The sequence below is a fragment of the Variovorax sp. 05N34 genome, assembly GCF_056397405.1.
Window position 1 is genome coordinate 214,321 of record NZ_JBFTNI010000006.1, and the last position, 22,865, is coordinate 237,185.

At 60.9% G+C, this 22,865-nt stretch carries 24 protein-coding genes and 1 pseudogene; 7 read left to right on the forward strand and 18 right to left on the reverse strand.

The window, feature by feature from the left end; genetic code table 11:
* Positions 1–295: 295 nt before the first annotated feature.
* Positions 296–2,038 (reverse strand): HsdM family class I SAM-dependent methyltransferase, encoded by a 1,743-nt coding sequence (locus tag AC1DMA_RS17980; RefSeq protein ID WP_478145065.1) that lies wholly within the window; start codon positions 2,036–2,038, stop codon positions 296–298.
* A gap of 346 nt (positions 2,039–2,384) precedes the next feature.
* On the opposite strand from AC1DMA_RS17980, the gene AC1DMA_RS17985 reads away from it, so the two are divergent.
* Positions 2,385–3,284, forward strand: coding sequence for a helix-turn-helix transcriptional regulator (locus AC1DMA_RS17985; protein WP_478145066.1), 900 nt, complete (start codon positions 2,385–2,387; stop codon positions 3,282–3,284).
* A 231-nt stretch (positions 3,285–3,515) separates the two neighbouring features.
* On the opposite strand, the gene AC1DMA_RS17990 is transcribed toward AC1DMA_RS17985, so the two are convergent.
* Complete coding sequence (locus AC1DMA_RS17990) at positions 3,516–3,992, reverse strand: hypothetical protein (protein WP_478145067.1); 477 nt, start codon at positions 3,990–3,992, stop codon at positions 3,516–3,518.
* Between the two features lie 135 nt (positions 3,993–4,127).
* Positions 4,128–4,943, reverse strand: coding sequence for a hypothetical protein (locus AC1DMA_RS17995; RefSeq protein ID WP_478145068.1), 816 nt, complete (start codon positions 4,941–4,943; stop codon positions 4,128–4,130).
* A gap of 444 nt (positions 4,944–5,387) precedes the next feature.
* Here AC1DMA_RS17995 and AC1DMA_RS18000 point away from each other — a divergent pair, with 444 nt between their 5' ends.
* On the forward strand, positions 5,388–5,696 hold the full coding sequence (locus tag AC1DMA_RS18000) for a hypothetical protein (protein ID WP_478145069.1): 309 nt from the start codon (positions 5,388–5,390) through the stop codon (positions 5,694–5,696).
* Positions 5,697–6,116: 420 nt separating this feature from the next.
* Here the strand turns inward: AC1DMA_RS18000 and AC1DMA_RS18005 are convergent, their stop codons facing one another.
* From AC1DMA_RS18005 to AC1DMA_RS18030, 6 genes are all read right to left on the reverse strand, one after another.
* Complete coding sequence (locus tag AC1DMA_RS18005; RefSeq protein ID WP_478145070.1) at positions 6,117–6,425, reverse strand: hypothetical protein; 309 nt, start codon at positions 6,423–6,425, stop codon at positions 6,117–6,119.
* A 13-nt stretch (positions 6,426–6,438) separates the two neighbouring features.
* The gene (locus AC1DMA_RS18010; RefSeq protein ID WP_478145071.1) at positions 6,439–7,086 is read right to left on the reverse strand and encodes an RNA 2'-phosphotransferase; all 648 of its coding nucleotides are present in this window, start codon (positions 7,084–7,086) and stop codon (positions 6,439–6,441) included.
* Positions 7,079–7,288: a BPSL0761 family protein gene (locus AC1DMA_RS18015; protein WP_478145072.1), complete on the reverse strand. Its 210-nt coding sequence runs from the start codon at positions 7,286–7,288 to the stop codon at positions 7,079–7,081. Before AC1DMA_RS18015 ends, AC1DMA_RS18010 begins: the two co-directional genes overlap by 8 nt.
* Positions 7,285–7,677: a hypothetical protein gene (locus AC1DMA_RS18020; RefSeq protein WP_478145073.1), complete on the reverse strand. Its 393-nt coding sequence runs from the start codon at positions 7,675–7,677 to the stop codon at positions 7,285–7,287. Before AC1DMA_RS18020 ends, AC1DMA_RS18015 begins: the two co-directional genes overlap by 4 nt.
* A gap of 34 nt (positions 7,678–7,711) precedes the next feature.
* Positions 7,712–8,071, reverse strand: coding sequence for a hypothetical protein (locus AC1DMA_RS18025; protein WP_478145074.1), 360 nt, complete (start codon positions 8,069–8,071; stop codon positions 7,712–7,714).
* Positions 8,072–8,212: 141 nt separating this feature from the next.
* The gene (locus AC1DMA_RS18030) at positions 8,213–8,680 is read right to left on the reverse strand and encodes a hypothetical protein (RefSeq protein WP_478145075.1); all 468 of its coding nucleotides are present in this window, start codon (positions 8,678–8,680) and stop codon (positions 8,213–8,215) included.
* 215 nt (positions 8,681–8,895) lie between these two features.
* Here AC1DMA_RS18030 and AC1DMA_RS18035 point away from each other — a divergent pair, with 215 nt between their 5' ends.
* From AC1DMA_RS18035 to AC1DMA_RS18045, 3 genes and pseudogenes are all read left to right on the forward strand, one after another.
* Positions 8,896–9,171: a helix-turn-helix domain-containing protein gene (locus AC1DMA_RS18035; protein WP_478145195.1), complete on the forward strand. Its 276-nt coding sequence runs from the start codon at positions 8,896–8,898 to the stop codon at positions 9,169–9,171.
* A gap of 457 nt (positions 9,172–9,628) precedes the next feature.
* Positions 9,629–10,006: pseudogene (gene thyA / locus AC1DMA_RS18040) on the forward strand (thymidylate synthase); the annotation flags it as partial.
* The gene (locus AC1DMA_RS18045; protein ID WP_478125856.1) at positions 10,007–10,507 is read left to right on the forward strand and encodes a dihydrofolate reductase; all 501 of its coding nucleotides are present in this window, start codon (positions 10,007–10,009) and stop codon (positions 10,505–10,507) included.
* Positions 10,508–10,753: 246 nt separating this feature from the next.
* On the opposite strand, the gene AC1DMA_RS18050 is transcribed toward AC1DMA_RS18045, so the two are convergent.
* Complete coding sequence (locus tag AC1DMA_RS18050) at positions 10,754–11,191, reverse strand: hypothetical protein (RefSeq protein ID WP_478145076.1); 438 nt, start codon at positions 11,189–11,191, stop codon at positions 10,754–10,756.
* Positions 11,192–11,469: 278 nt separating this feature from the next.
* Entirely contained in the window at positions 11,470–13,671 is a 2,202-nt protein-coding gene (locus AC1DMA_RS18055; protein WP_478145077.1) for a hypothetical protein, read from the reverse strand.
* A gap of 254 nt (positions 13,672–13,925) precedes the next feature.
* Here AC1DMA_RS18055 and xth point away from each other — a divergent pair, with 254 nt between their 5' ends.
* Together xth and AC1DMA_RS18065 are read left to right on the forward strand one after the other, a co-directional pair.
* Entirely contained in the window at positions 13,926–14,705 is a 780-nt protein-coding gene (gene xth / locus AC1DMA_RS18060) for an exodeoxyribonuclease III (RefSeq protein WP_478145078.1), read from the forward strand.
* Positions 14,702–15,205, forward strand: a complete 504-nt coding sequence (locus AC1DMA_RS18065) for a hypothetical protein (RefSeq protein ID WP_478125787.1) — start codon at positions 14,702–14,704, stop codon at positions 15,203–15,205. Before xth ends, AC1DMA_RS18065 begins: the two co-directional genes overlap by 4 nt.
* 23 nt (positions 15,206–15,228) lie before the next feature.
* Here AC1DMA_RS18065 and ntrC read toward each other — a convergent pair whose 3' ends face one another.
* The 7 genes from ntrC to AC1DMA_RS18100 form a co-directional block, all read right to left on the reverse strand.
* Positions 15,229–16,767, reverse strand: a complete 1,539-nt coding sequence (ntrC, locus tag AC1DMA_RS18070) for a nitrogen regulation protein NR(I) (protein WP_478145079.1) — start codon at positions 16,765–16,767, stop codon at positions 15,229–15,231.
* 22 nt (positions 16,768–16,789) lie between these two features.
* Positions 16,790–17,866: a nitrogen regulation protein NR(II) gene (gene glnL, locus AC1DMA_RS18075; protein ID WP_478145080.1), complete on the reverse strand. Its 1,077-nt coding sequence runs from the start codon at positions 17,864–17,866 to the stop codon at positions 16,790–16,792.
* A 107-nt stretch (positions 17,867–17,973) separates the two neighbouring features.
* Positions 17,974–18,465 carry a hypothetical protein gene (locus tag AC1DMA_RS18080; protein WP_478145081.1) on the reverse strand — a complete coding sequence of 164 codons (492 nt, stop codon included), beginning with the start codon at positions 18,463–18,465 and terminating at the stop codon, positions 17,974–17,976.
* Positions 18,466–18,598: 133 nt separating this feature from the next.
* Positions 18,599–20,014 carry a type I glutamate--ammonia ligase gene (gene glnA, locus AC1DMA_RS18085; RefSeq protein WP_478145082.1) on the reverse strand — a complete coding sequence of 472 codons (1,416 nt, stop codon included), beginning with the start codon at positions 20,012–20,014 and terminating at the stop codon, positions 18,599–18,601.
* A 146-nt stretch (positions 20,015–20,160) separates the two neighbouring features.
* Positions 20,161–20,961, reverse strand: coding sequence for a competence/damage-inducible protein A (locus AC1DMA_RS18090; RefSeq protein WP_478145083.1), 801 nt, complete (start codon positions 20,959–20,961; stop codon positions 20,161–20,163).
* Positions 20,958–21,830: an EI24 domain-containing protein gene (locus AC1DMA_RS18095; RefSeq protein WP_478145084.1), complete on the reverse strand. Its 873-nt coding sequence runs from the start codon at positions 21,828–21,830 to the stop codon at positions 20,958–20,960. The genes AC1DMA_RS18090 and AC1DMA_RS18095 overlap by 4 nt, the downstream gene beginning before the upstream one ends.
* 55 nt (positions 21,831–21,885) lie before the next feature.
* Positions 21,886–22,857 (reverse strand): sterol desaturase family protein, encoded by a 972-nt coding sequence (locus AC1DMA_RS18100; RefSeq protein WP_478125780.1) that lies wholly within the window; start codon positions 22,855–22,857, stop codon positions 21,886–21,888.
* Positions 22,858–22,865 lie beyond the last annotated feature (8 nt).

Below are 22,865 nucleotides of genomic sequence, written 5' to 3' on the forward strand. Positions count from 1 at the left end.
CAGGGCGGACGATGGCGCACTTGGCTCGACACTGTCGTCACGGAACAATGGGATTAGAGCCTTTTGAACTCGAGCGACGACGGGTGGTGGAGTGTTGGCAGCCTTCGGTTCTTCTTGGGCGGTTCGCTTGCATTGAGCCGCGGCAGCTCCCGGCGGAGCAGCGGAAGTTCGGCGTGAGGCGATTTGCTTCGCACGGTCAGCCTGGCGCTGGAGTGACTTCGCGCGGTCAGCGTGTCGTTCAGCAAGTGACTTGAACTGTGGCATTGGAATAGCTGTCTAGTTCGAGTTGGTGCGTTCACTTCCCACGGGCGAAGCTATACGAGAGGTTTACGGCCTCTTCCATCGTGCTTCCTTCACTGAGTCTCCTTTTGAGCGTCGCTGGATTGGGGAGCGCGAGCTGCGACAGTTCAAACGCTGAGACGTTGGTTGCTCCGGAGATGCATCGATAGATTCTGTCCACCGAGTGAGTCCTAAGTAGGTCCGCAAGCTGTGACGGTCGCAGCTCCGGCGCATCAACTGCCGGCTCAAGGATGACGACGTGGTTCTCGCCAACGAATCCGCCGTACGTAGCGAAGAGGGGCGGCGGCACAGGTGCCGCGACGAGCCGCCTTGGCTGGTCGTTGGAGGTAACGCGCTGCATGACGACGCATGGCTGGAGCACAACTGCTTTGTGCAGTTTGTCGCCCAGGTCGACGAAGTGGTGACCGCCATCATCTCGTTCAGGGCTAAATTGGAGGCGCCCATTGGGCGAGATGTCTCTCGACCAAAGAAGCGGCACAGCCGTGACTGCCTTCGCCTTCCGTGCATCTTGAAGCGTCTGGAACATGGGTCGCTTGTCACGGTTCCAGACATACGCGCCGATGCGAATCTTGTAGCCGTAGTCGGTGAGGCGGAAGGGGCTTCTCGCGGCCCTTTTCAGGAGCGCAACGTCGGCCACCGCGCGAGGTATCGGCCACGCCGCCCCTCGATTCGGGAGGACGGACCCTCCGACTGGGGTGTACGTTCCTTCGGCAGAAACCACTGACACTTTCGCCTGGGCTTCTGTCCGCTCGTCGGGTTCCCGACGACGAAGCACAGTTAGTGCCGTTTCCTGTTCGACGTCGATGAAGACGCCAAATCGCTCGCTGACCATCCCGATGTGCTCAACTTCAGTGTTGCGAATGAGGAAGCTGCGCAAGCGACTGAAGTATTGACCTGATAGGAAGCTCGTCGGCGTGACCAGCGCGACCACGCCGCCAGGTCGCACCAGTCGAACACAGTGGTAGATGAAGATGCCATAGAGGTTCGGCTGCGCTTCGACAATGTGTTCGAATTCGGGGGCCAGCTTCTCCACTTCGTCTGCGGCTAGCTTGCGATAGGGCGGGTTGCAGACGACAACATCTTGACGACCGAGTCGTCCACCCTGGCGCTTCAGCGCGTCGGCCGCCTCAATAGTGAACGTGGGAACGTAACCCGAATCTTGAATGTCATCGTGCAACGCCATGTAGAGGAACTGGCAGGTAAGCTTGCACAAGGTGGCATCTTTGTCCGTCCCAGAAAGGTGCCGCTCAATATGCTTCAACCTTTGCTTGGGCGAGATACCCCTTGTCTTGAGCGCTTCCCGCATCCTGAAGGCAATCGGAGCCAGAAATGCGGCGCCGCCACACGCAGGGTCCAAGAAGCTGTGTTTTCCGAAGTCGACTTTTTGCTCGGCCAGGTCGTCGAGGAGCCCTCTCGTCAGCGAAGCCGGCGTGAAGAACATCGCCAGCTTCTTTCGGTATGTCTCATCCGTCAGCAAGGCGTAGGCCGAGCTCAGCCAATACGAGGCCTCGACGAAATCCATGTCACGAAGCAGCCGAACGAAATTCTGCAGCTGCACGGTGACTTCGAGCTGTATGGAGGACGGAAGCTTTGATTTTGGTGCGGCGGGGAAGTCGTGCCGACACCACAGCCGCAGAGCAGTGCCGACAACTGTGGCCGCGTCGCAGTCGAGCTGCTTTGCCGCTTCGCCCAGCAGCCGGATTCGACGTAGTAGCGATAGGCGAGAAGGCTGGCTCACGCCAGGGGTCCCCGGAGAGGGCCCGAGCAGTGATGTTTGCGGTATGAAGTGCAACCGTAACGGTGCATATGTCGGCTCCTCCGGCTTTTCACGGCGGTCTGGCGCCGACGTCGTTTTCTGCTGAGCATATCGCCCTTTCGCGCGCCGTCCCGCTCTGCGCAGCGTAGCGCCCGCCAAAGTGTGCGGAATTCGGCAGTCGGCAAGTCGAGGCGAGTGTCTTGGCACGGTTCGGGCTGTGTGGTGGCGTGTCGGTCGCGGAGCAGCTGGGACTGAAATCGGATAGGCCACATAGTACGTATAAAAAGTATACTAGTCTAGTTAGTATTCGCTAGCGTATACTTGGCCCATGTTGACAAGCCCGGTCCCCGCTTCGACTGCAACTGCTGCTGGCAAGGCATCGGCCAAGTGGAGCCAGGAGCGGAGGCTGGAGTTCATCGACTACCGACTCCAATGGGATGGCCAACTGAATCGGTCCGACCTGATGGACGTTTTCGGCATTTCGGTGCCACAAGCTTCGCTCGACATCGCCCGCTACTCGGAGCTCTCGCCCGGGAACATTCGGTACGACCGAAGCGCACGTGTTTACTTGGCTGGTGAGCATTTCGCGCCTATCTTCAGCACCGGGGACCCCGGACGCTATCTCAACGATTTGCTAGGGCTCGTCTCTGGCCTGCGCAGCAAGGATTCATCATTTCTTGGATGGATGCCGCCCGTTGCAGTCGCTCCGATTCCGACGCGGGTTGTACCGGGTGGAGTCTTGGTCTGCCTACTTCGAGCCATTCGCGGCGGGCTCACTGTTGTTGCCGACTACCAGTCAATGTCGCGGCCTGGACCGTCACGGCGCACCCTAGCGCCGCACGCAATCGCGTTTGACGGATTCAGATGGCATGTCCGCGCCTATTGCTTCGCGCGGAAGGAGTTCAGGGACTTCGTTCTCGCTCGCCTGCTGGCTCTAGAGCTAGATGTTCCATCTTCCGTTGACGCGGCTGCTGATGCGCAATGGACAACCAACGTTCGGCTGGTGCTGGTCCCTCATCCTCAGCTTTCGGAATCCAGGCGCCGTGTGGTCGAGCTTGACTATGGCATGGTGAACGGTGAGGCCGTTCTGGAGTGCCGACAGGCGCTCCTTTTCTACTTGCTCAAGCACCTCGGATTCAACCAACCTCAGGGAGGCTCGGTAACGAAGCAGGTCGCGCTCAAGAACGAAAAGGAACTGCGGGCTATCCTGCCAACTTCATCCGACTAGAAAAGAAACCGTTCTAGCATTGTGAGCTGGTCCGACTAGCAGCACCTCATCGAAACCGCTTGCTGGGGCAACGGTCACCGTTGCACAGGGCATCCGTGAAGTCTTGGTGTCGTCGCCGAAGGAGTTTCCGTGGTGGGAGGAGGCCCGGTGGCCCTTCGCGGTCCAAGCCTCTGACGACGAAGAGGAAGACGACAATGTTGTGTTGCTTGAACCCTGGCCTGACCGCTGAACTCAGACAGGCCAGAGGTCCCGTAGTCGCCCAAGTTCACGGTTCAGCAAACGCAGTTCTTCATTAACTGCGCCAAGCTCATCGATGGTGTACTCGACGATGCGCTGGTCTCCGTTGGGCAGCCCGATGATATTCACGACTACATTTTTGTGAGGTTCCACGCCCCATCGTCCGTGGACCATCTCGTTTCGCTGAAGCCTAACCTTGTGCATGCGTGAAATCCATGCGTCATAGGCCTTGCGGCGCTTCGAGCCCACCGGGTGCTTGGCGGCAACCTCGCTCTCGAGCCTTGCGAGCTTCTCGTTCACCATAAGGCCGGCGATTTTTTTGGTCTGCGCTTCCAATTCCTTGCCGTCGTTGACCCAAGCCAAGGCCAATCCGAGATTCACGTCGAGGTACGAGAACGCGAAGAGCATGCGGCCCAGCAACGCCGCCGAATCCGCCTCCATGCGTTCGCGATGCGCCCAGAGTTCGCCCATACTAACCCCCGAGGTCTCGGTTGTGGATGCGGTCGTCGGGGAGTGCGGAGCCTCGTCTGACATCATGCTTTCCAAGTGTGGGGGCACTCAGGCGGGGCTTGCATGTCCGGAAACATGTTCACGCGCACAAGGACCTTAGGTGAGATGGGGCGTCAAATGTGGCAGCAAGAAGTCGACCACGCGAACACCGGCTGCGTCGTCGTTCTTGATTCCCAAATGCGCGCCACGCGCCTGTCCGCCGGAAAAGCGAACAACGTGCTTGCAGTCCACATTCACTTCCCAACCTGCGACCCGCCGCATTATGACAACCATGCAGTCACCAGCCTCCACGCGTGGCATAAGAGCTTTGACGCAGCCACGAGCCAGCTCGACAGACTTGAACTTTTTCATCGCACCCCATGGGACATCTAAGCTGACTGAGTGATACGGAAGCATTTCGATGGCGCAGACGCTTTGCGCCAGGACCTTGCGGACCTGCGAGTGCGGAAGGCTCAAACGCAGGCAGAGCTGTAGCGCAATGTGTTTGAGCTTTCCTTCCCAGTACTCGTTTCCGGAGTGCCAAGCACAGTCGGGGTCCAACGGATAAAACGGGTATTCTGTCTCTGCGAAGTCTTGCCGAAGGTTGGCCAGCAGCCGTTGACGAAAACCTTTTGCTTCGTACTCGGCATAGTAGTCGTTGGCAGACAGCCCCGGGTTGAGCAACAGAAAGTAGACCTTAGCGTGACGAACGTCGCCCACAAACGGCAACGGCATGAGACCTGTGTGCAGAGGACTGCTTTTGCTCCACGGGTCAAATTGTCTCCGGCACTCGTCCCAACTGCTCCAACGCACCACGCGCCGGGCGCCCGTCAGCTCGTTCAAGCGTGGCCGGTCGGCGGGCAGGCTATGGTCCGAGTTGGATGCCTCTTCGGTCTCTGCCCAATTTCTCCAAGTTTCAAGAAGAACTTCCATCAAATCTCCTTCAGCTCCGTTACCTTCATGCTGCGTCCGATTGTGCTCAATGTGTCGGCCCAGTTTGAGCGATTACCATCCGTGTCGAGGTCGGGCGACGGCGTAGACGGCAACTACCCAGTCGGTCAGCGGAGCGAGAGGCAGCCGCACGCCATTGATGCGTTGCAGATTGCCGATGGGCGGGCAACCGATTTCGAGTGAGGAATTCGATATAGGTCCTGGTGGCGATAAATAGGTGGTCTACACAAGGGCACCATGACGCATCAACCTCAACCCCGCCCCGCCGCCCCTCCTCCAGCTCAAATCCGAATCACCGTTGAGACCCTTGACCACAAGGGCAAGGTCCAGCGGAGAATTGCCCTCTGCAACGACTTCCCCGCCTGGGCGCAAGAACGTGCCATCGAGCGCTGCCTAGACGCAACGTCGACCACCGCAGCAACCCTTTTGACCCGCGCGCTGCCCGTCCTGCGAGTCGGCACGGGTGCCGACGTCACCGAACTCGACCCGCTTGACTACAGCGGAGTGACGTGCGACCAACTCACCGCTCAGGACCGGGTCCAGCGAGTTTTCACGAGTCCTATCGGCCTCGATTTCTCGAGGCGAGCAACGGAGCTTGGCATCAAATCGCTCAATGTGGACGAGAGTTCACCTCCCGAGTACCTTAAGCTGGTCGCAGAGACGTTCGCCACGTGGAAGCACCTGTTTCGCGCTTCAGATGCGGCTGCGCCGTTCGCCGGCGGACGCAAGCGCTAGCGCTAGCGCTACCACTCGCTCTGGGGCATAACGGTGCCGTGCGTCTGCAGCATCACCTCCAGCCCGAGCTCTGCGGTGATTGCCAGCAGTTGGGCGACGGTCATAGACGACGGGTCTAGCTCGAGCGAAGAGACTCTTTTCTGGGACAGACCTACTCGTGCTCCAAGCCCTGCCTGGCTCAAACGCGCGCTCTGCCGAACTCCCCGCAGCATTGGTCCCAGTTGCGATGACAGCGAAAGTCTCTGCTTCATACCCGTGAAAGGAGTAATCGCTCGTTCACCCGTGACGCGAGTAACCGTCGACGGCCTTCGTTGCCTCTGGGACGATGTGAGTGAGCGGACAGGCGTCATGCATCGGGGTCATTCCGAGTTCCTTATTGAGCGACTACGGAGGCGTCAGGATGGGATTTACTTGGCCACATCAGAGCCTCACTAAGAATTGGGGCTTGAGGTCATCACCGGCTCCGTCCTCGATGCTGATGACCAGCCGCTTGCCTGCAACGCGTGCGAGGCGGGCGAGCGTGAGCAGCGACGGCCCTTCGTCCGTCTCCGTCGGCTGGAGGGAGCAGGCGTTCAAGTTTGCCAAAACATCGGCGTCCGACTCGACAAGTCCGCTCTGGAGTTGGCGCGTGAGCGTGCCGATTCCCTGCAGCACCTCGTAGTTGTCGAATCCGCACTTGACATGAGGGTCGCGGAGGAGAGTCCGCTCGAAGGAGTCTAGTTTTCGCACGACGTACTCCATTTCAAGGTGAAGGCCGGTCCAGAGAGTGGTTCCCTGCCGGCAAGCTGGCGGGCTCACTCGGAGCCGGGCGGAAACTCAGGTACTTGGTTGGAACGCTATCGACGAGCCACACGCTGTTTTCAGCCTGCCGGAACTTGAATCCATCGCGATTCATGGCATAGCTGTCGACAACCAGGACGACGGGTACCCCGCGACGTCGTCCGACAGTGGCCGCTGCTTCTTTCGTTGCTGACAGGTGGACCGCGTGCCTGGTCATAGGTCGCAGACCTTCGCGACGAATCGCGCCTAGGTACTTGCGAACAGTGCCGTGATACAGCACTGGCGGCGGAACTTTGGCTCGCAGTTTGAGGTCAACGGGAACGGAGTGTCCTTGAACCGCTCGAATGCGCCGGCCGTCAGGCGACAGCGCGAATCGGCGTTTGTTATTGTTCTCAACAACTTCCCGGAGTTCGTCAATGGTCATCGCCTGGTCAACCTTGGCGGCGCCCATCAGCAACGCCTCAACGGTGCACCAGCCTTCCCTATCGAGGCTCACACCCCAGAGGTCGGGCCTGTGCCTGAGTACTCGGGCGAGCAGCCGCGATTTGGGAACAAGTTCGGGTCGCATGGCGGTTGCTCCGAGCGGCGCGGGCTTGGCTTGTTCATTCACGTGGGGCACCCGGCTCTGCCCACAGCACAGGAAGCACTCGTGCAGTGAGCGACAGATTGCTGCCCTCCGGGTAGTGCCGAAGCAGCGCTCGAGCAGTGTTTTGAATATCTTCCGGCGAGGTCTCTTGCCGGCCAGCGGCGAGCCAAGTCAGGAATTTTCTGGTCTCAGTGACGGCGCGTGTGCGCTCGAACGGCGTAGTCATCTATCGTCTCCCGTCGATGCTGCGAAGAACGCAAGTTTGGGTGTCATCATCGCTGCGAGCTTTGCTTTCAGTTCCGCCAGAACCGGCGAGTCGCTGATGCCGAGGCGGTCGTGCGTTCGAATCAACTCATCGCGGCACCAAGCCGGCCAGTTCTGGTCGCCATCACGGAGTGAGCGCCAATCGCGCGGATGCCGCCGCAACACGTCGGGTGCCGCTGCGAACAAGTCGACAGTACGATGCGTAGTGACGGGTACTGCTCGAGCACGTCGAGCAACAATGGTGTACTGGAACAGCGTGAAATGCGGGCGGGCCTTGATGGAAGCGCCACGCTTAGGATGCCACCAGACGTCCTCGCGGTGGAGCGGTGAGTCATAGTCGAGGTAGAGCACAAACTCATCCCATCCTCGTGACACCCCGCTCCTATCAGATAGGCTCATGATGCCCGGGCCCGGACTTCTGCTGGGCTAGATGCTCTTGCCATACCGATTCGGTGATATCGGCCCATGAGGTCGCGTTGTTCAGCCCGGCCCAACGACTCCAAACATACTCTGCATCTAAGGTTGAGCCTGGCCGCCCTCGAAGCAGGTAGACGCGGCCGGATTTGGTGATGGCTCTGAGTGCGCCCGGGTCGAACTGGCGAACCACCGATGTGACGCGACCTTCGAAGTTCTCAACGCAATGACCCACCAGATGGCGGTCACCTTCAGGCAACTCGATGACCTTCCAACTCTCGAGCGTGAGAGTGCTTTGCTTCTCGACCGGGTGGGTGCGCCAAACTGGCATCTTCAGCCTCCTTCTGCCATTGCTGCATCGATGGTTCGGCATTCACAACAGCGACGGTGCGACAAAGGTAACGCGCTTCTCGTTCGCTCCTCGTAGACGCCGTATTTGATGTCGAGGAACATCACCATCCGAGCAGGATGTTCAGTAGACCAGCGAGCCACTACGTCCCCTTGCAAACGTCCTTCTGAAAACCTCCTGCGACTTACCACCCGACGATTCCGCGCTGAGGTCGCGTGTCATTACCACCAGGCCGTTGGCAAGGTGGAACATCAAGCTTCCATCCGCCGTGGAATAGACCGTATCCAGTTCCTCGAAGAGCATGCCGTACCCCTCGCTCAGGGGGGCACGCAGGCGCACATACACGCGGCTCCATTCAGCGGTTCCACACCGTCTGAGAAACCGCCGCGCCTCCTCAAGTTCGGTGGTCACAAAGGAGAGGAGCCGTGGCTCTTCAGTAATAACGTATGCCTCCGCCAGAAACCAGACCTGCGCACGAATTTCAGCGCCAGACCAGTACCGGCTCCCGCGGACCTTTTCGAAACTTTGAGGTGTCCGCTCATCGTCGAGGCGGGTGCAGAGCGTTGTGGTGGCAATGCCGGCTACGTTCATGAGCTTCCTAAAGGCCGTCCGGAGTCCGACAGGAGACCGCCGATGTAAACGATATAGCGGTACTTCAAGACCGCGCTCAAATGCATAGTCTACTATGCATAGTTCTCTATATATAGTTTACTTGATTTATTTTAAACGGGTATCCCCGGACACTTCGCGCTTTCGAAGGGGGACGGGTGGATTCCGAGCAGAAATGGAGGGTGGCGTTAGGCTTGGTGTTGAGGCAGCTGCGCCAAGACGCCGAGATATCGCAAGAAGGGTTTGCTCATCAAGCCCATGTCACGCGTCTTACCGTGCACAGCATCGAGCGGGGAGCTGCTAGCGTCGGTTTCGATAAGCTCGTTCGCTTCTGCGAAGTCCTTAAAGTGCGACCGTCAACGGTCCTTCTGCAAACAGAGGAGCTGGTTGGGTCGCCCGTCCGTCTAAAGAAGGCTGTGGACCAGTTGGAGATTGAACGCAAGCGCGGAAGACCACCTGTGGTCAAGAAGTAGCTTCGCTCGGCGGAGATGGCGCCAAAAGGATGGTGCGTCGACTTGCCTCCTGCCGCTGCAAGGTGCAGAAGGACCCTGCCAGCCCCCAGCTTGTACCTCGGGGTTGCTCTGTCAGGGGCACTAACCGCCGGAGAACCTACCGCGGCTCGAGCGCCGCGCTGAGAGTGACCTCGCCCGGACTGGCAGCCTATGGGGGAGCTGTGACTGCGGAGCGCCTCCGGCGCAAATCAGTGCGCTTTGCGCACGTCAAAGACGAGGGGGAGGAAAAGCCTTCCTCCCCGCCTTAAAGGCGTGGACAACTCTCCGCTTTGCTCCGAGTTGACGCACACCACGGCTCCCCACCTTCTACGGTAGGAACAGAGCCTGAAAATGCGGACCACTGGGGTGTCAAAATGTGGACATGAAAACTTCGCTCGCGGGAAAGAAACTGCCCCAATCCGATGGGTTATCACAAAACCACGCGTTCTTCCAGTTCTATGTGGCGCCGCCGCAAGCGCCGGGCGAGCGCGGCAGGTTGAGCTGCCAGCTCTATCAGCGCAGCGCCGACATCTTCCTCGGGGTGCCGTTCAACATCGCTAGCTATGCGCTGCTCACGCACATGGTGGCGCAGCAGTGCGATCTGGACGTCGGCGATTTCATCTGGACCGGCGGCGACTGCCATATCTACAGCAATCATGCCGAGCAAGTTGCGCTGCAATTGAGCCGCGAGCCCCGGCCTTATCCAACGCTCGTCATCAAGCGCAAGCCACCGTCCATCTTCGACTACGAGTACGAGGATTTCGAGGTGGTCGGCTACGATCCTCACCCGGCCATCAAGGCGCCAGTCGCCGTCTGAATCGTGGGCACTCGCATCAATCTGATCCTCGCTCGCGCCGCCAATGGCGTGATTGGTCTGAACGGCCATATGCCCTGGCACCTGCCGGAGGATCTGGCGCACTTCAAGAAGCAGACGGCGGGAGCGCCCGTGATCATGGGGCGCAAGACCTGGGACTCGCTGCCCGTGCGCTTTCGGCCGCTGCCCGGGCGCCGCAACATCGTCATCACGCGCCAGGCGGACTGGCAAAGCGCGGGCGCTGAAAAGGTGTCGAGCCTGCCGCAGGCGTTGTCGCTCTGCGAGCAAGATCGAGCGCCCGAAGCGTGGGTGATCGGCGGCGCGCAGATTTACGCTGAAGCCGAACCGCTGGCACGTCGTGCAGTCATTACGGAGATCGCCCGCGACTTTGAAGGCGATGCCTGGGCGCCGACGTTCGGTGCCGGTTGGCACGAGACTGCGCGCGAATCGCACGTGGCGGCCAGCGGGCTTGCATTCAGCTTCGTCATGCTGGAACGATGCTGAGTGCCCCTGACAGCAAAAAAGCCGCTCACCGAATCAATCGCCCTCGTTCTCACCGACCATTCCTGCGGATGGTATCCGCAGAGCGCGGAACGGAAACCGAATCTTGCTGCAATCACTTGAGAGATCGAGTTCGAATGGCTGCCCGGGCGACTGGGCGAGGCCGCAGTCCGGGTTCGAGCGCACACAGCCGTGCATGGAGCGCAATTCCTGCTCTTCGGATGCAGCCCGAAGCGAAGCAACTGCCGCCTACACGCTCATCGACGACGACGGCAACACGGAGCAGAGGTCACGTGCCTGTCGCATCGTTGCGCGATGACAAAGCCGGCGCAGGCGGCAGACTTCAGAGTCTTCGAAACCGCGGCCGCGCAGGAGCTGGCCGCGGAGTGAGCAGGGCGCCATGGCATCGGCCAGCGTGAGACAAAAATCCGGATCGTCGAGCGTGAGCATGTCCTGGACGCACAGGATCTGCGCCTCGGAGAACTGTGCTGGCGAGATCCGCAGCAGCCAAGTGGCGTCGTCACGTTCCACCTCGAGGTCCTTCAGGGCCAGGATGAATCGGGCCTGCATCTCCAAGAAAGTCGCCGGAATGTCCGTGACCGGCCGGGCCTGCGTACCTTTTTGCCGCAAGGCGAGCAGGCACGACTTCAATGAACTCAGAATGCGAGCGGGAGCATCGGTGTACATAGGGGATGGTGCGTCCGTCAAGTTGATCTGGATAGGGACGGCGACTGCGTGAATCGCCCTCTTTTTGAATACTTTTATCGTATTCCCGCATGTGAGGCGGACCTATCAGAGTCGTCTCAAAGAGCACCGCTCCCTCGCGCTTTCCGGCACAAGGGATGGTGTCGGGCACAGCCCTGGCCATCAACGCGGTCGTCAGTCTGCTACGCGTGATATGGCCTGGCTGGCAGACCGGGAGGCGTCCATGACAGGGATGCCGTCCGGCAAGCTCGCCTTCCCGATCAGCTCATGCCCGCGTACTTCAACGTCCAACTGAAGGAGCGGTTGGTGCTCGGAGTCAAGACAAAGGCATTTGTCGTGCAGGCGAACTTCGAATGCAGCTGGCCGATTGGCGTGGTCGACAGCGGATTCGTGACACCCGCTGCCAAATCGAAGTTCGACAAAGCGCAGGTATCGAAGCCCGTCGTGCCGTAGCCGGTTGCATCGCTGTTCGCGTAAGTCACCGAAATACCGTCGGCGCCGGCCGCTGTGTTCTGGAAGTCGGCAAACGATGTGAAGTCGGTCTCGACCGACATGTTTCCGGCCAAGGTCGCTGAACTCAGCGTATCGGTGCGCGTGATGGTTCCCTGCGCGAAGGTCAGGACCGTGTGCGCTTGCAGATCGATGTCGGTCGTGTAGAGCGCGTTCTTGGCCGCTTGCCTGAACTTGGTCGTGTCGAACGAGACGACGACTTGTCCGTTCGTCTCCTGCACATTCAGGTTCTTGTAGTAAGTGACTGGGATGTACGTCTTGCCGCCATAAGTGACTTGAGGAACCAGCAGTGCATAGCCCAGATCGGTCGTGCCGTAGATCAGCTTGTCCGCAAACGGGACAGGGTAGTAAGGCGTGAACGAGTTGTAGTCGGGCGCCTGGCTCAGGTTCAGGTTGATCACGCGCTTGCCGTCACGCACAGTGATCAGCGCCGCGCTGTATGGATGCGCGGTGTCGGACGGCTGGTTGTACCAGGTGAGCGTGTAGTGCGGCTGGGTTGTGTCGAGCCACGCCTGGAAAGCTGAATCATCGAGCGATGGCTTGCCGCCGTAGCCCAGCTTGTTCCACCAGTTGTTTACGTACATGAACTGGTGCAGCAGGCTGAAGTTCTCGCCCATGACGCGCGGCTTCCCGCGATATGCGTCTGTCCCGCGGCCCTTGACCCACATGTTCACCGACGGCGTGGGCAAGGTCGGGTCATACCAGAAGGTCTCGTAGCGGTAGGCCGCCTTGTAGATGAACGAATAGGCAATCTTCATTTCCTGCTCGGTCAGAACGCCCGCGTTGGCGGCCGCTGTCAGGATTTCCATGAAAGCCGTATCGCCGTATGGGCCGATCGACCGTCCATAGTTGAAGCCTTCGCCGCTGGTGTTGAGTTGTGGAAGGATCAGGTCGACGGATTTGCGCAGGTAGCCCTTGAGTTCGTCCGTCAGGTTGGCCTCGTTCCCCATCTCGAAGGTGCGCTCGGTCACTTCGGCGATCAGCAAAGTGCTGTAGCGATCGAAGCGCGCCTGATCGTAGTAGGTGGCGTGGGTGTTCGAGGCTTCGTCGGAGAACCCGCCCGATGAGTCGTTGCGGATGTGAGTCGTGAGCGTATGCAGCAGCGCATCGCGCGCACCCAGTGTGGCGACGGTCGGATCAGTTGGTGACGCAAAGCTGGGGTTGCCCCAGCCGAGCTTCTGCCGCAATCCCGCAATGCCGTAGGAGACTGCGTAGTAGTTCTGCGCGGTGTTGAGCGTCGTGACGTCGATCGGCGTTCCGGCAGCCGGGCAAGTGTCGGCCTTGCCGCTTGAGTCCGGACCGAACATATCGCAGAAGGTGAGGCGCTTTTCCAGTGTCGCGAGCACCGCATCGCTGAACACCTCGTTGAGCATGCCGCGCGCCTTCAGGTTGGTGAGCGCCACAAGATAGTAGTACTCGCCCCACGAGGTGTTGGCATAGAGATAGTTGGCGCCACTCATCTGCGTGATCATTGCCGTCGTGACGCGCTGATAGGTCGCCAGGTAGTCCGCGTACTGCGGATCGTTCTTGGCCTTCATGTCGATCAGGATGTACGACAGGCCCAGCGCTAGCTTGCCGGGCAGGAATTTGTCGCCCGTGTTCGTGTCGAGCACGTGGACGGGAGTGCCGTCGCCCAGGTCCATCACCACCTGCGTGAAATCCGGTGCCTTCTTGATGAGGTCGAAGAGCGCACGCATCTGGCCCATCATCGTGATCGGGATGCCGGCGCCTTCGGGAACGCCGGTGTCCGCTGACCCGTAGACGATCGCTTGCAGCGATTTCGCATTGGTGGACCGCGATGGTGGAGGCGTAGTGGTTCCGCCCCCGCTGGTACCGCCGCCGCTCGTCGGTGGAATCCACCCCCCGGAGTTGCCGCCGCCACCGCAGGCGGCGAGAAAAAGGGTGAGCGTGCCGAGCGCGATGGCAATGGGCTGTTTGCGTGGCGAAAACATTGATGTCTCCTTGGCCTTTGTGATAAATCGGAGCCGACGCACACTTACGTTATCAGTCATCGTATGAGTGGGTGGCCTGCGATTATGTTGAGGCGCTGCAGAACGGGTCAACGGAGGGAAGCTCCCTAAATAGAAAGCATGCGTCGATCTCTGGTGTAGGAGTTGTCGTACATCATGCGTGCAATGCGTGCTTCTGCCCCGCCTTCCGACCGCCGGGCGAAGCTAGACTTCACTGGAAAGCTTTGGAGAAAACCTTGCGCATAGCCACCTGGAACGTCAATTCCCTCACCGCGCGCCTTCAGCATGTCCTTGACTGGCTCATCGCCAACCCGGTCGACGTGCTTTGCCTGCAAGAGCTCAAGATGAGCGACGACAAGTTTCCTTTGGACATCCTGAAATCGGCCGGTTACCACGCTGCGGTGTTCGGGCAAAAGACCTATAACGGCGTCGCCGTGCTGAGCCTCGCGCCGGTTCGGGATGTGGTGAAGAACATCGACGGCTTCACGGACGAACACTCGCGGGTGATCAGCACCACCATCGATACACCATCGGGCGAACTGCGCATCGTCAACGGCTACTTCGTCAACGGGCAAGCGCCTGGGACTGACAAGTTCGCCTACAAGATGAAGTGGCTGGAAGCTTTGCGCGACTGGCTGCGCGCTGAACTCGTCGCGCATCCGAATCTCGTGCTGCTGGGCGACTTCAACATCGCGCCGGAAGATCGCGACAGCTTCGACCCGGTCGGGCTCGCCGAAACGATCCATCACACGACGGACGAACGCAATCACTTCAATGACTTGCTGAAGCTTGGCATGACCGACAGCTTTCGCCTCTTTGAACAACCCGAGAAGAGCTATACGTGGTGGGACTACCGCATGCTGGGCTATCAGAAGAACCGCGGGCTCCGGATCGATCACATCCTGGTCAGCAATGCGCTGGTTCCGCGCGTCAAGGGCTGCGTGATCGATCGGGCGCCGCGCAAATGGGAAAAGCCCAGCGACCACGCGCCGGTGACTCTCGAACTCGACGCATGAGACTCGCCCTTGCCCTGACTGCGTGTGCCGGCGTGATCGGCCTCGCCGGCTGTTCGGCGTTGAACGCCGACAAGAAGAGCGAAGGGACGACGACGCCGGCTCAAGCTACTCAGGCAGGGCCGTCGGACCAAGTGGCCAATGTGCGCTTGATCACCGCGCAAACGCCAGCGGTGCGGGCCTACCGCAGGATCGGTGCATCCCACATCTACAAGGCCTATCCGAAGCGCATCTACAAGGGCAAGATTCCGCCGTTGGTCTATGCGGTGGTCGTGACGGAAACGGACATCGACGCGACGGGCCGCGTCACTGGGGTGTACTTCAGCCGAACGCCCAGCCATGCGCCAGAGGTCGCGCCGATGATCGCCGAGCTGATCAAGGGAGCGTCACCTCTGCCAAGCCCCGGCAAGCTCGGCGCTCACACCTACGTCGAGACTTGGCTCTGGGACCGGAGCGGGCAATTTCAGCTCGACACGCTGACGCTGGGCCAGCGCAGCCGCTGAACGCGCCCCCCCTGTCCGGCGAATTACTCCAGGCCCAGTTCCTGGATCTTGCGGGTGATGGTGTTGCGGCCGATGCCGAGCTTTTGCGCGGCTTCGATACGGCGCCCCCTGGTGCTGGCGAGCGCAGTCAGGATCAGGCGGGATTCGAAGCGACGTGTCAGCGCATCCCACACATCCGTGCGACCGGCAGCCAACATGCTCTGCGCTTCCGCTTCCAGCCCGCTTTCCCATGAAGCAGCGGCCGCACCCGCATAAGGCGCGGGCGCTGCTGCCGTCGGCACTCCCGGCGAAATCGTTGGCATCTCGTGCTCGGCAGTCGAGAGCGGCAGCGATGCATGCGCAGGCAGCGACAGAGCGGGCGCTGCAACACCGGCAGGCGCTTCATTGCCAGTAACGGCCATCACTTCAGGCGGCAAATCCTTGGCCTCGATCAATTGCGCCGGTGCCATCACCGTCAACCAATGGCAGATGTTCTCGAGCTGCCGAACGTTGCCCGGAAAATTGAAAGCCGCCAAACGGGCAAGCGCCGCATCGGAAATGCGCTTGGGCTCCACGCCCAGTTGCTTCGCGCTCTGTTGCAGGAAGTGACGCGTGAGCGCCGGCACGTCCTCGCCGCGTTCGCGCAATGCAGGCAGCCGCAGACGGATCACGTTGAGTCGATGGAACAAGTCTTCGCGAAAGCCGCCCTGCTTCACGCGCTGCTCAAGGTCCTGGTGCGTCGCTGCGATCACGCGCACGTTGGCCTTGACCGAGTTGTGCCCACCGACGCGATAGAAGTGTCCATCGCTCAACACGCGCAGCAAGCGCGTCTGCAGATCGAAGGGCATGTCGCCGATCTCGTCGAGGAACAGCGTTCCGCCTTCGGCCTGTTCGAAGCGGCCGCGCCGCATCGTCTGCGCGCCGGTGAAGGCGCCGCGCTCGTGGCCGAAGAGCTCGCTCTCCAGAAGGTCCTTCGGGATCGCCGCCGTGTTGATCGCAACGAACGGCCCGTTGGCACGCGGCGAATGCTTGTGCAGCGCCCGCGCGACGAGTTCCTTGCCGGAGCCCGACTCGCCGGTGATCAGTACCGTCACGTTGCTCTGGGACAGCCTTCCGATGGCACGGAAGACGTCCTGCATGGCAGGCGCCTGCCCGAGCATTTCCGGCGCGGCCGCCATGCGCTCTTCGGCCACTTCCTCGCGCTGGCTTTCGTCCACGGCGCGGCGAATCAATTCGACGGCGCGCGGAAGATCGAAAGGCTTCGGCAAGTATTCGAACGCGCCGCCCTGAAAGGCCGACACCGCACTGTCGAGATCGGAGAACGCGGTCATGATGATGACCGGAAGGCCGGGGTGCTTGGCCTTGATCTTGTCGAGAAGATCGAGTCCCGAGCCTCCGGGCATGCGGATGTCGCTCACCAGGACCTGCGGGCCCTGCATCTCGTCGTCGGCTGCCGCTTCGAGTGCGGCGATGACCTCGCGCGTGTTGGTGAAGCTACGGGTCGGCAGGTCTTCGCGCAGCAGCGCTTTTTCCAGCACGAAGCGGATTGATTGGTCGTCATCCACTATCCAGATCGGCTTCATGCAGCTCCTTGTTGCGTGGCTGCTAGGGCAGCGGTATCAGTATCTTGAAATCGGTCCGGCCCGGAACACTGTCGCACTCGATCACGCCGTGATGCTGCTGCACAAAGGTCTGTGCAAGCGTCAATCCCAAGCCCGTCCCGCCTTCCCTGCCCGACACCAGCGGATAGAAGATGCGGTCCTTGATCGCGTCCGGCACGCCCGGTCCATTGTCAATGACATGCAATTCCAGTGCCAGTCGATACCACTGCTTGTTGAAGATGACCTGACGCGCGATGCGGGTCTTGAAAGTGATCTGCGCATCACCGGCCGCGCGTCGTTCAGCCAAGGCCTGCGCAGCGTTATGAACGATGTTGAGCGTGGCCTGGATCAACTGCTCGCGATCGCCGCGAAATTCAGGGATCGACACGTCGAAGTCACGTTCGATGTGCAGGTCACGTGGAAACTCCGCAAGAATCACTGACCGGACGCGCTCACACACCTCGTGGATGTTGACGTCGCCCACCACGTGCGGCCGTCGATGAGGCGCCAGCAGGCGGTCGACCAGCGTCTGCAGTCGGTCGGCTTCATGGATGATGACCTGCGTGTATTCGATCAGGTCGCGCGATTCGACCTCCATCTGCAGCAATTGCGCCGCGCCCCGGATGCCGCCAAGCGGGTTCTTGATCTCGTGCGCGAGGTTCCGGATCAGTTCCTTGTTGGCTTGAGCCTGGTCGAGCAGACGCTCTTCGCGATCCTGGCGCACCTGTTGTTCGAGCGGCGACATCTCGATGATCAATTCGCCCGCCTTGTCGCTCTGCGCAAGAGTGACCTGCACCGGCATCAATTCATGATTGACCCGCCGCAACAGAGCCTCATACCGCAAGGTGGCGAAGTCATTGCTGCGCGCGCCGTCGATCGCCGTTCGCAGGACCTGCGGCTCATGAAAGCAGGCGCCAAACTGCGATCCTTCGAGCGTGCGCCGCGAAGTGCCCAGCGCGTCCTCCAGGCCCGAATTGGCAAAAAGCACCGACCCGTCGATGCGAACCACCGCAATGAGCGTAGAAAGAAGATCGAAAGCCTGGAAGCGCTTGGCAGCCCCCCCCGTCTTACCAAATGCCACGGAAAATGTCCCTTCAAGAAACGCCACGGAACCGGCTCAGCCGGGCCGTAGGCGTTGCCCCCAGCGGGGGTTGGCGGAGCGACACGAAGTGCGCGCAGCCTGGGGGGTTACTTGATTCGATCAATCTCGCGCTGGATGCCGGCGATGTCGCTCTCGTTGCGCGCGAGCTCGGCCTTCATTTCAGCGACTCGGTCCAGGTACTTCTGGTAATTGCGCGATTCGCTGCCCTGCTTTTCGGGTTCGCCATTGTTGTATTCCTTGAGGAGCTGCGCCTGCCGCTCCTGCGCCTTCTTGAGCTCGGATTCAAGCACCGAGCGCGCCTCGCCGTCCCGTGCGCGCTGGTCGGCACCCTCGACGCGCGGACTGCCCGCAGGCGACCGTGCAGCGGCGCTGGAAGGCGTGGCCGAAGCGATCGGCCGCGTGCCCTGCACGATGGTGACGTTGCCGCCTTCCATCACCTTGCAGCCGCGCTGCTGGGCAACAGTGGCGTTGTTGGTGTATTCGTTTCCGCAGCRCCAGACGCGCTCCTGAGCCTGGGCTTGCATGTTCAGGCCCGCCAGCGCGAATGCAGCCAGCAGGAGTGCGGAAGGAGTCTTCATGGTCATGGATGTAGTGCGCATCGAACGGGCATTTTCGTGCAATTCGACAGTGGCGCCGTGCTGGTGTTCCTACCCAGGCCAAAAGAAAAAGGACGGCAGAAGCCGTCCTTTTTAACGCTGACCCGGTCGAGGATCAGAGCGAATAGTACATGTCGAACTCGACCGGGTGGGTCGCCATGCGGAAGCGCGTGACTTCCTGCATCTTGAGGTCGATGTACGCATCGATGTAGGTGTCGGTGAACACGCCGCCCTTGGTCAGGAAGGCGCGATCCTTGTCCAGATAGTCGAGCGCCTGGTCGAGGCTGTGGCACACGGTCGGGATCAGCGCGTCTTCTTCCGGCGGCAGATGGTAGAGATCCTTGCTGGCGGCTTCGCCCGGATGGATCTTGTTTTCCACGCCGTCCAGACCGGCCATCAGCAGAGCGGCGAAGCCGAGGTACGGGTTCATGAGCGGATCCGGGAAGCGCGCTTCGACGCGACGGCCCTTCGGATTCGCCACGAACGGGATGCGGATCGACGCCGAGCGGTTCTTGGCCGAGTAGGCCAGCTTCACGGGGGCTTCGAAGCCGGGAACCAAGCGCTTGTAGCTGTTGGTGCCTGGGTTCGTGATGGCGTTCAGCGCGCGAGCGTGCTTGATGATGCCGCCGATGTAGTGCAGCGCGAAGTCGCTGAGGCCGGCGTAGCCGTCGCCTGCGAACAGGTTCTTGCCATCCTTCCAGACCGACTGGTGCACATGCATGCCCGAGCCGTTGTCGCCGACGATCGGCTTGGGCATGAAAGTCGCGGTCTTGCCGTAGGCATGCGCGACGTTGTGGATGACGTACTTCTGCAGCTGGACCCAGTCTGCGCGCTGAATCAACGTGCTGAACTTGGTGCCGAGTTCCATCTGGCCGGCGTTGGCGACTTCATGGTGATGCACTTCGACCGGGATGCCGAGCGACTCGAGCACCAGGCACATTTCAGAGCGCATGTCCTGGAAGCTGTCGACCGGAGGAACCGGGAAATAGCCGCCCTTGACGGACGGACGATGGCCGGTGTTGCCGTGCTCGAATTCCTTGCCGGTGTTCCAGGCAGCTTCTTCGGATTCGATCTTCACCGAGCAGCCCGACATGTCGTTCTGCCAGCGGACGCCATCGAAGACGAAGAATTCAGGTTCCGGTCCGAAGTAGGCGGTGTCGCCAAAGCCCGATGCCTTCATGTAAGCCTCGGCGCGCTTGGCGAGCGAACGCGGATCGCGCTCGTAAGGCTTGCCGTCCGCCGGGTCGACCACGTCGCAGGTCAGGATCAGCGTGGTTTCCTCGAAGAACGGATCGATGTTGGCCGTGTTGGGGTCGGGCATGAGCTGCATGTCCGACGCTTCGATGCCCTTCCAACCAGCAATCGACGAACCATCGAACGCGTGTCCCGATGTGAACTTGTCCTCGTTGAACGCGGAAACAGGCACGGTAACGTGCTGCTCCTTGCCGCGGGTGTCGGTGAATCGAAAGTCGACGAACTTGACCTCGTTTTCCTTGACGAGTTTGAGTACATCGGCGACGGTCTTTGCCATCAGGTTCTCCTGGTTTGGATAGTGGTTGGAAGTACGGGAAAGCGGAATGCAGTTTTTGTGCCATTGTCACTGGCACCCAGGGCGCTTCGGCTCCAGGCCGAGCCCCCAAAATCAGGCAAGTTGTAACCAATTTGGTGCGCGGAAATTCATCGCACCAATTCGGGGCCAAGCCGTGCACCAAGGGCGCTCAGGCCTGCCAGCAAGCGAGCATAGGCGGGTTCGATGTGGCCTGAATCGCCTTTGACACCGAGTTCGATGTGCCGACCGTGCACTGCGTGGTCCACGCTCGGGAGACTGAACACCTTGATGCCCGGATGTTCAAGCTCGATCGCCTGCATCAAGGGCGTCAGCGTTGCTTCCATGGAGCCGTAGACGATCACGGATTTCTCGACCGCACGCCCCCTGGCGAACATGTCCGCATAGCGCTGGTCGAGCACCGACTCGATCATCGGCCATGCCATCACGGGAAAGCCCGGCACGAAGTGCACGTCGCCCACACTGAAGCCAGGAATCTTGTTGTACGGATTGGGGATGATGTTCGAGCCCAGCGGGAACACACCCATGTTGAGGCGGTGCACGTTGTCGGCACGATCGGGCTCATACGCAACTCCCTGTTCTCGGGCCGTGTCCTGCATGCGTTCGCGGATCAGAACCTCGGCCTCGGGATGCAGCGCCAACGGAACGCCGAGCGCAGCGGCGGCGCATTGGCGCGTGTGATCGTCTGGCGTGGCACCGATGCCGCCGGTCGAAAACACCATGTCGCCCGAGTCGAAGGCACGCGCCAAGGCGGCGGTGATGCGGACCGGAACGTCGCCCACGTACTCCGCCCAGGCCAGCGACAAGCCGCGGGCACCGAGCAGTTCGATGACTTTGGGCATGTGCTTGTCGAGGCGCTTGCCCGAGAGGATTTCATCGCCGATGACGATCAGACCGAATGAGCGGCTCATGGTGCACTCCATTGACTTGCGGCGGCTTTGTTGGCTTCCGCGATTTCGAGCGACGGCGGCGAACCAGCCGCCGCTTGTTGCGCGCGCAGTTGCGCGAGCGCATCGAGACAGTAGTGCGCGAACCACAGCGCCGAGAAAGCAAACACCAGCGTGTAGATCCAGATTGCCAGCGGCGCGAGCACGAAGAAGGCTGCGGCGAACAGCAGGCCGGATGCCCACACGATGCTGGGCGCGGCGCCGAGATATCCGCACAGCACGCCGATGCCGAGCAAGGGCATTCTGTGTGCCTTCAACAGTGCATTGCGCTCTGCCGGCGTCGCGTGCTCGGCCAGCGCGTCGAAGCTCATGACCCGGTAGGTCAGCCATCCCCAGATGAGCGGCGGCAAGATGAGCACCAGCGGCGGAATCAGCCAGAGCGGCATCGAGACGACGAGCGCAAGCAGCGCCAGGACGGTCAGCCCGATCGACCGCGCAGCGCTTCCAAGGAAGGATGCGCCCTTCTTCCTTTCGAGCGCCGGAAAGCGCCGCTCTGCCACCAGCTGGGTCAACGCGGGCGCCATGAAAGCGGCAACGATAAGCAACGACACCACCACGATCAGCGGCGTGGCGGCAAGCACGACCACGAGCGGCGCCAATATGGCTGCCGGATTGCTGGAAAACCATTGCCCGATCCAGTTCCACAAGCCCGATACCAACGGCCAGGCGTCCAGCGCGCTGTGGGTCCAGGCGACGGCGGCGTCCCAGTAGAAATAGCCGAGCACCGCCGACAGCACGATCATGAGCCCCAGCGGCAGGAACGACAGCACGATCACCCGCGGGTGCATGCAATAGGCGACGGACCGCCAGAACGAATCGAGAAGGAGACGCATTGGTGCCGAGGATAACGCGGGCGCGTGAAGCCGCGGCTCGGTTGATGGCGGTCGGTCAGCTCCGGCCGGCCAGGCGCTTGAGCCCGAGCCACTGCTGGGCCCAGAACCCTCGACCGTAATCTCTGACACGGCCCTCCGCGTCGGGCTCGACCTGATCGCGGATGCCGGTCGGGTCGTAGCGCTCCTCGAAATTCGCGGTGCCGAAAAGCAGATCCCACCAAGGCAGCAACACGCCGAAGTTGTGCCCGCCGAGCGTGCGCGCGCCATGTGATTCGTGTCCGATGCCGATGCTGTGATGCACGCGATGAAAGCGCGGACTGATCCAGAGCCGCTCGCCGAGCCTGCCGAAACTCAGGCGCAGATTGGCATGCTGAAGGCTTTCGCTCAACTGGGTGAACGCCACGATGGCAATGAACTGCCCAGGCGCGACGCCGATCAGCTGCGCGACGATGACGATGATCGCGTCATGGATCACGTCATCGAGCAAGTGGTTGCGGTTGTCGCTCCACATCGTCATCTGGCGCTGCGAATGGTGGAGCGAATGAAGAGCCCACCACCACTTGAACCGATGTTGTCCGCGGTGGATCAGGTATTCGACGAGATCGATCACGACCAGGTAGATCGCGAAGGCGACCCACGGGATGTCCGTCACGCCCGGCCACAGCTCGTCGAGATGCATCGTGCCCCAACCGGCTGCACGTGCAGCACCCAGCACGTCGTCGAAAAGCGGCTGGACGGCGAAGAACATCGCGAGCCGGAACAAGCCCAATCTATGAATCAGCGTGTAGAGAACATCGGTGCGAATGGCACGCCGATCGACCACCGCTTCGACGGGCCTCCAGCGCTGCAAGGGACCGACCAGGGCGACCAGGACGGCGATCTGGATCAGCCCGACCAGAAGCCAGCCGGTTGCATCGAAGGCATCTTCGACCCAACCGCCAAGGCCCACGGCGTAGACCACCGGCTGCACGGCCGTCTCGAACAGCCATTGCTGCAAGTTTGCGAAGATGTCGGTGAGCCAGTCCATCGGCATGC

Bases quoted from the DNA above. Each gene is read 5' to 3' on its own strand.
- AC1DMA_RS18095 (WP_478145084.1), bottom strand. From the start codon at position 21,830: ATGCGTCTCCTTCTCGATTCGTTCTGGCGGTCCGTCGCCTATTGCATG.
- AC1DMA_RS17995 (WP_478145068.1), bottom strand. From the start codon at position 4,943: ATGGAAGTTCTTCTTGAAACTTGGAGAAATTGGGCAGAGACCGAAGAG.
- AC1DMA_RS18090 (WP_478145083.1), bottom strand. From the start codon at position 20,961: ATGAGCCGCTCATTCGGTCTGATCGTCATCGGCGATGAAATCCTCTCG.
- AC1DMA_RS18015 (WP_478145072.1), bottom strand. From the start codon at position 7,288: ATGACTACGCCGTTCGAGCGCACACGCGCCGTCACTGAGACCAGAAAA.
- AC1DMA_RS17985 (WP_478145066.1), top strand. From the start codon at position 2,385: ATGTTGACAAGCCCGGTCCCCGCTTCGACTGCAACTGCTGCTGGCAAG.
- AC1DMA_RS17990 (WP_478145067.1), bottom strand. From the start codon at position 3,992: ATGGGCGAACTCTGGGCGCATCGCGAACGCATGGAGGCGGATTCGGCG.
- AC1DMA_RS18065 (WP_478125787.1), top strand. From the start codon at position 14,702: ATGAGACTCGCCCTTGCCCTGACTGCGTGTGCCGGCGTGATCGGCCTC.
- AC1DMA_RS18025 (WP_478145074.1), bottom strand. From the start codon at position 8,071: ATGCCAGTTTGGCGCACCCACCCGGTCGAGAAGCAAAGCACTCTCACG.
- AC1DMA_RS18030 (WP_478145075.1), bottom strand. From the start codon at position 8,680: ATGAACGTAGCCGGCATTGCCACCACAACGCTCTGCACCCGCCTCGAC.
- AC1DMA_RS18050 (WP_478145076.1), bottom strand. From the start codon at position 11,191: ATGTACACCGATGCTCCCGCTCGCATTCTGAGTTCATTGAAGTCGTGC.
- ntrC (WP_478145079.1), bottom strand. From the start codon at position 16,767: ATGAAGCCGATCTGGATAGTGGATGACGACCAATCAATCCGCTTCGTG.
- AC1DMA_RS18055 (WP_478145077.1), bottom strand. From the start codon at position 13,671: ATGTTTTCGCCACGCAAACAGCCCATTGCCATCGCGCTCGGCACGCTC.
- AC1DMA_RS18100 (WP_478125780.1), bottom strand. From the start codon at position 22,857: ATGGACTGGCTCACCGACATCTTCGCAAACTTGCAGCAATGGCTGTTC.
- glnA (WP_478145082.1), bottom strand. From the start codon at position 20,014: ATGGCAAAGACCGTCGCCGATGTACTCAAACTCGTCAAGGAAAACGAG.